General features: G+C 59.3%; 6 protein-coding genes and 1 pseudogene. 2 read left to right on the top strand and 5 right to left on the bottom strand.

The genetic code is table 11. From position 1 onward, the window contains the following. Positions 1 to 477, top strand: a pseudogene (gene carB / locus IAE77_RS03550) (carbamoyl phosphate synthase large subunit); the annotation flags it as partial. Between the two features lie 3 nt (positions 478 to 480). On the opposite strand, the gene IAE77_RS03555 reads toward carB, so the two are convergent. The 5 genes from IAE77_RS03555 to IAE77_RS03575 form a co-directional block, all read right to left on the bottom strand. Next, entirely contained in the window at positions 481 to 891 is a 411-nt protein-coding gene (locus IAE77_RS03555) for a hypothetical protein (RefSeq protein ID WP_294221916.1), read from the bottom strand. Positions 892 to 974: 83 nt separating this feature from the next. Beyond that, positions 975 to 1763, bottom strand: a complete 789-nt coding sequence (locus IAE77_RS03560) for a hypothetical protein (protein ID WP_294221919.1) — start codon at positions 1761 to 1763, stop codon at positions 975 to 977. Positions 1764 to 2263: 500 nt separating this feature from the next. Further along, complete coding sequence (locus tag IAE77_RS03565; RefSeq protein WP_294221922.1) at positions 2264 to 2524, bottom strand: helix-turn-helix transcriptional regulator; 261 nt, start codon at positions 2522 to 2524, stop codon at positions 2264 to 2266. 3 nt (positions 2525 to 2527) lie between these two features. Continuing rightward, on the bottom strand, positions 2528 to 4375 hold the full coding sequence (locus IAE77_RS03570) for a serine protease (protein WP_294221927.1): 1848 nt from the start codon (positions 4373 to 4375) through the stop codon (positions 2528 to 2530). 11 nt (positions 4376 to 4386) lie between these two features. After that, positions 4387 to 5022 (bottom strand): class I SAM-dependent methyltransferase, encoded by a 636-nt coding sequence (locus tag IAE77_RS03575; RefSeq protein ID WP_294221930.1) that lies wholly within the window; start codon positions 5020 to 5022, stop codon positions 4387 to 4389. Between the two features lie 140 nt (positions 5023 to 5162). On the opposite strand from IAE77_RS03575, the gene IAE77_RS03580 reads away from it, so the two are divergent. Further along, on the top strand, positions 5163 to 6074 hold the full coding sequence (locus IAE77_RS03580; RefSeq protein WP_294221933.1) for a LysR family transcriptional regulator: 912 nt from the start codon (positions 5163 to 5165) through the stop codon (positions 6072 to 6074). Positions 6075 to 6381: the final 307 nt, after the last annotated feature.

The following is a 6381-nucleotide window of genomic DNA, read 5'->3' on the forward strand; positions in this document are numbered from 1 at the left end:
GAAGTCATGGGCATCGACCCCGACCTCGGCCTCGCCTTCGCGAAGAGCCAGATGGCCGCCGGCGGCACCCTGCCCACGAAGGGCAACGTCTTCATCAGCGTGAAGGAAGCCGACAAGCAAAACGTCGCGAGAATCGCCAAAGGCTACGCCGACCTCGGCTTCACCCTCTACGCCACCCCCGGCACCGGCCAGGTCATCACCGACGCCGGCATCCCGGTCAACATCCTCCCCAAACTCGCCAGCGGCCAGCGCCCCAACGTCATCGACCTCATGAAAAACAAGGACATGGCGATGGTCATCAACACCCCCAGCGGCAAAAACACGAGAGAGGACGAGGTGAAGATCCGCACCGCGACGATGCAGAATCGGATTCCGATCATGACCACGCTGCGTGGTGCTGACGCCGCGCTCAAGGCGATCAAGTCACTGCAAGGCAGCGAGGTGCAGGTGAGGGCTTTGCAGGAGTATCATCAATGACGTTCACCTCCGCGCTGCGTTGATGAACTCGTCCAGCTTGTTGAGCACATCCTGCATCTGGCTCTGGTTGTAATTGAAATCCGCGCTCTGCCCCAGCGTGCTCACGCCATTGGTATTGTTGCTCGTGCCGCTGATGGCATTCGAAATCGCATTGTTCATGTCATTGGTGGTCACTTCACCCGTCGGTCCGACTTCGCCCTGCGGGATGTCGAAGGTGAAGTGTAGCGTGTTGCCGACCACACTCAGGCTCACGTTAGCCGCATTGCCGGGTGGTAGTGTGTTCACGCCATCCACTTGCGCGGCCGTGATGGTGAGGATGGCATCAATCAATGCTTTGAGGCTGGTGAGCTGGCTGCGCATCTCTGCTGACGAGTTCGGTGAGTTGTTCGCGGGCTTTGTTGGGTCGAAGGGCATGTTTTTGAAAGTGGTCCGCACAGTCCTCTGTGCGGATGGTTTGAAATGGTTGGATCACCGCACAGAGGACTGTGCGGACTACATCAGGGCGATACCGTCACCTTCACCACATCAGTCCAGTCGCCGTTCGGCGTGCCTTTGTCCCAGAAGCGCATGCGGTATTCGCGGACTTCGGGTGTTCCAGCGACAAGCAGCGGGCGTTCGTCGATATAGGGGCTTTCGGTGTCGATGGCGAGGAACTCCCATGCGCCCGTGCCGCGTCGGCTTTCGATATACACTCCCATGTGGGTGTATTTGTAGAAGGTGAGCTTCACGCACTGGCAGCCGTTGCCTTGCAGCATCTCAGTGATGAATTTCGGCACCGTTTTCTCGGTCGCTTCGGAGCCGATGATGCCGAGGTCGGTGGCGATGGCTTCCGTCATAGCGGAGGAGAGCTTCATCTTGGCGATGAGGGCGAAGATGCGGTTGAGCGTGCCGGGAATGGCAGCGGAGACACCGGCGGGCAAGGCGGGCGCGGTGAAGGTGGGCAGCACCATCGCCACGGTGCCAGCGCCGGTGAGCACGTCATCCACAGCATCGGTGGTGGAGGGAGAGAAGTTGCGCACAGCACTCAGCCAGGTGCCGAGCACATAGTTGGCATACTTTGCGTCGTTCACGCTGGCGGTGATGTCGGCAGCGATGACGCCGAGCGTGGGGCCGTGGATGGGGAGTTTCACGGCGTAGTTGTCGAGCCAGTTCACTTGGTCGCCGATGCGGCTGGGGTAGTAGTTGGTGCGTTTCATTTTGGATTTAGGTTTGGGAGGTTGAAAGTATTCGGAGGGCGTTGGCTGATCCCATTGGCCGCTGTCCCAGGTGCCGGTGTCCCAGTTCATGGCGTGGTGGTTTGGGGTTGGGTGATGCCCGGCTCGGGGTGCCCAATCGCCTCGACGGGGTGCTCAATGGCGTAGCCGGGGTGCGCCATGCTTGCGGCGGGGTCTTCCATGAATGCGCCGGGGTGTTCCTTCCGGGAAATGGGGAGCCGCCCCGAACGGCGGATGGGCCACCCCGCGCCGGAGATGGAGCACCCCGCGCCGCTCATGGGCCACCCCGGACGGCGGAGTAGCCACCCCGAGGCGCTCATGGAGCACCCCGGGCGAAATGGGGCGGCTGTTTTCCCTGGGAAAAGCGTCATTCCGGGCCGGAAAGCGGTCCCTGGAAGGAAAATGGGGCGATTTGGGCAGGAGAACGGGGTCATCGCGGGCGTCGGGTGGAATGGCCGAGATAAGAGCACAGTCCCCGCGAGGGCCGTTAGTCCGACATTCAGGACGCCGCCCGCCGTAGCTTCGGTTGGCAACTGAAGCCCTTCCCAAAGTGCTTCGACTGCCACTCGAAGCTACTCATCCTCGATCCCACTGAAGAAGCCCTCAAGCGTCTTCTCCACTCCCCAGGCCAGCCGTGCCAGCACATGCACGCCAGGAATGGTTTCACCGCCTTCGATGCGGCTGATGGTATCCCGCGACACGCCGCATTTCATCCACAGCGCATACATGCTCAGGCTCTCTGCCTCCCGAAGCTCCTGCAATCGCCTCGGCAGACGCTCGCGGATGCGCTCAGCGTAGTCGTGGGCTTCGTGCTGGTCGGAGACCACGGGCATAAGTCAATTCGAGCGAAGTTGTGAACCTTCGCGGGTGTATTTCAAAGGAACTTCAGGGCTGGTTGAGGAGCGAAGTTGTGAGCCTTCGCGGATGTATTTCAAAGGAACCTCAGGGCTGGTTGAGGCGAGGTTGATCTCCCGCACCCAACTTTGAATTCTCTGTGGAGGAATAGCGAACGTCGAAGTGCGTCCGAATCGCGCGATATTCACTCCGACAACGGTCCCGTCCAGATCAACCATGGGACCGCCACACTGACGGCGTCCGACAATGGTGTCGTGAATAATGACCGAAGGGAAACCGGTCAGGCGAAGGCTGTGATCGACGTAGCTACGTTCTGTGACGCGACTGTCAATGGGCACGGAAACCTGAGTTGAGACGCTATCACGCAGGACGGTTAATCGCAGGAATTCACCCACCACAAAGGAACCGCTTCGTGTCTGCTTTTCGTATGCAGCCAGATCGGGGGTCGCTTCTTCGTCCACATGGGTGATCACGTCTCCCGCTTTGAGCGTTCCTCGAATCAGTTTGGTGAAGTCGTTGTCGAGATCACGAACCGCATCGGTAAGGGTCACGCCTTGTGCCCGCATTTCGACGGGTAACTCTACTTCCCCAGGAAGCGATTCAATTTTGACCATCCAGTCAGCGCTGATCGCGCCGGTTTCGCAGGCTTCTTTTCCAGGAATTGGGACGACGACAATCTTTCCACGGAGAAACTGCGTTTGTGGGCGCCAGGGGGCTGAAGTCAGTCCGCGAATGGGCAATTGCAGCACCGCCACGTCGTCTGCTTGTGAATCAAAGACCGAACTCGCCAGCGCTTCCCGCCCATCGAACAACCGGCAGGTCAACTTCCCCAGCACGCCACCGCTGTGAGTCATGATCTCGGATCGCTTGGTCAACACAAGTCCGTTCGGATCGATGATGGTTCCCAATACGGCGAGTTCACCATCGATCAGCACCTCGACGGTTGCCCGGCGCGCGGAAGCGAGAAGTTCCGGCCAAAGGTTGCTGGCTATGTGCCGCTGCGTGTCCACACCCTTTCGCTTGCCATTGGTGAACCCGAGGCGCACCGCCTCGTCACTATCAGCTTCACTCAGAAATGTCGTGCCATCCAGGATTCGAGCGATGTCGGCCCAGACTCCAGGGTGCCGCAACTCTGGACCGATGCTTAGATCGAGGATGCCGATGAGCCGACCTTCGAAATCAAAGAGCGGCCCACCGGAATCTCCCGACATGATCGAGCAGTTGGCATAGGTGCTCGTTCGGCCTGATCCGGCAATGCGTCCCAGCCGCAGCAGCGGCGGCAAGTTTTTTGTGACATCCAGCAATGTGCCCGGATAGCCCAAATGGAAGCACCTCTCTCCAACCGCAGGAGATCCTTCCCGGCGAAGCTGAACAGCCGGATAGCGGCCCCGCTGCTTAATCTTAAGCAGTGAGAAATCGCGCCCTCTCCCGGAAAAGACACTCTCGATCACAGCTTCCACAACGTTCCCATTAGGGAAGCTCACGGTGAGTGTTGCTTCCTTGGGCAGGTCGTGGTGCCCATGCGTCAGTATGAGGCCCGATGGATCGATGACCACTCCGCTGCCCTGATCATGCTCTTTGTCTGCACCCGTTCCTGAAAGCCTCACGACAGAGCGTGCCAAGATACAGGAAAGGGGGTGGAGTTTGGTTTCGACCGCACGAGCCTCTTCGAGCGAGGTGAACTCGTTTTCCATCTGGCTTGGCTCCCTAGTTTGATCGGCTCCCGACGCAACTGCGACAGCGAACACACTCAAAGTGATGTTGAGCAGATTTTGGAATGTCGTCTTCCGGGCGAGGACGGCGCAGAGGCTGGGGATGGTTGGTTTCATGGCGTCTTGTTTTATGCGTTGGAACTTGGTTGTCTGGCAAAGATGTAGCAGCGTCGGCTTTGGTGCTCGATTTCGGGATAAGGTTCCCGCTCGATGAGTTCTTCGATCTCGAAGCCTGCTGCCCTTAGCCAACCCGACATTTCGGCTGGCTGGAAGAAGTGGAAATCCACGCACACCCTTTGTTCCCACCATTCGTCGAGATGAATCGTCTCACTGCCAATATGAAAGCTGAGGAGCAACAAGGCACCCGGCATGAGCACTCGCCGCAACTCGCGAAGCGTCCGCACCATGTCACCGCGTGGGATGTGAATGAGCGAGTAAAACGCGGTGATGCCCGCCCAAGCTCCGTCGGGTTCGGCCAATGCCATCATGTCTCCCGTTCGGAACTCGATGCCTGGATTCAAAGCGAGCGCCCGATCGACCATGGCTGGAGACAAATCGATCCCGCAGACCTGAACGCCGTGTTCGTGCAGGTAGCGAGTGATCTGGCCAGGGCCGCAACCCATGTCGCACGCCCGTCCAATATCGCGCACGCTGGCTGCAAAGCGGTCGAGAAGCTGCCGGTCCAGCGACTTGTGCTGCAACTCATCGTAGATGCGCCGGACGTATTCGTCCGCGACGATGTCATAGCTGGTCTGGATGTTCATCTGACGGGGAGAGGCGACACACCGTTTTGATTGTGTGTGGTTCTTTAGGTCGCTCATGCGACCAATGAACTATCCCTGATTTAGACATTCACAATCCAGAGAGTATTGTGGATCATCATCGAAATGGTTTATGATAGGCCATGCTCGAAATCCGCCACCTCAACGCCCTCATCGCCCTCGCCGAGACTGGAAACCTCTCCAAGGCCGGACGCCGCCTGCATCTCTCGCAGCCAGCGCTTTCCCATCAGGTGAAAAGCATCGAGCAGCATCTCGGCGTCGCCTTGTTCGAGCGGAAAAGTAATCCACTCCGCCTCAGTCCCGCTGGCGAGCGACTGCTCGTCACTGCCCATGAAGTGGTGAAGCTGCTGCGGCAGAGTGAGCGTGATGTGGCGCGCATCGCGGAAGGAAAAGCCGGGCAGCTACGCATCGCCGTGGAGTGCCACTCGTGCTTTGACTGGCTCATGCCCGCCATGGACGCCTTTCGCGAAGGCTGGCCCGAGGTCGAAATGGACATCGTCTCGGGCTTTCATCCCGATCCCGTCAGTCTGCTAGCCGAGGACAAGGCCGATCTCGTCATCGTCTCCAAGGCCCAGTCACGGAAGGACGTCGTCTTCGATCCGCTTTTCCGATATGAGCTGCTGGCTCTGCTCGCGCGGAAGCATCCGCTCACCCGAAAGGCCTATCTCACCGCCGCTGACTTTGCCGCTGAGACGCTCATCACCTATCCCATCCCAGATGACCGCATCGACATCATCCGTGAGGTGCTGAGTCCTGCGGGAGTCTTTCCCGCCCGCCGCACCACCATGTTGACGGTGGCCATTTTGCAGCTCGTCGCCAGCCGCCGAGGCATCAGCGCCATGCCCGCGTGGGCCGTGCAGCCCTACCTAGACAAAGGCTATGTGGAAGGCCGCCGGGTGCGCAAACAAGGCGTGACCGCCCGCCTGTATGTCGCCACCACCGCCGCGCTTTCCACCACCGCCTACATGCGTGAGTTCATCGCCCTGATGAAGAAAGTCAGCTTTGCCACACTAAGCGGGATCAGTGAGGCGTAAGGTGCGACTGCCCTGGCTGGTGGTTCAGGATGCCGTCAAAAGTCCATGACGTTTTGGAGGAGAAAGATGGAGGGAAGGTGATACCGCCTGCCGATTGCGGCTTGCACGCCCGCAGCGCTTCGCCAGCATGGGGCGGCACCGATTTGACCCCATGCGCCACGCCAACACCCAGCGGAATGTTTTTCTCATCAAGCAGCGCCTCGAAGAAAACGGCGTCCGCATCATCGGCACCAGCCCAAAGAGCATCGAACTCGCCGAAGACCGCAAACTCTTCGCCAAGCTGCTCGACGATCTCGGTTTGAACCAG

This window comes from Prosthecobacter sp. (assembly GCF_014879935.1).
In the GTDB taxonomy this organism is placed as follows: Bacteria; Verrucomicrobiota; Verrucomicrobiia; order Verrucomicrobiales; family Verrucomicrobiaceae; genus Prosthecobacter.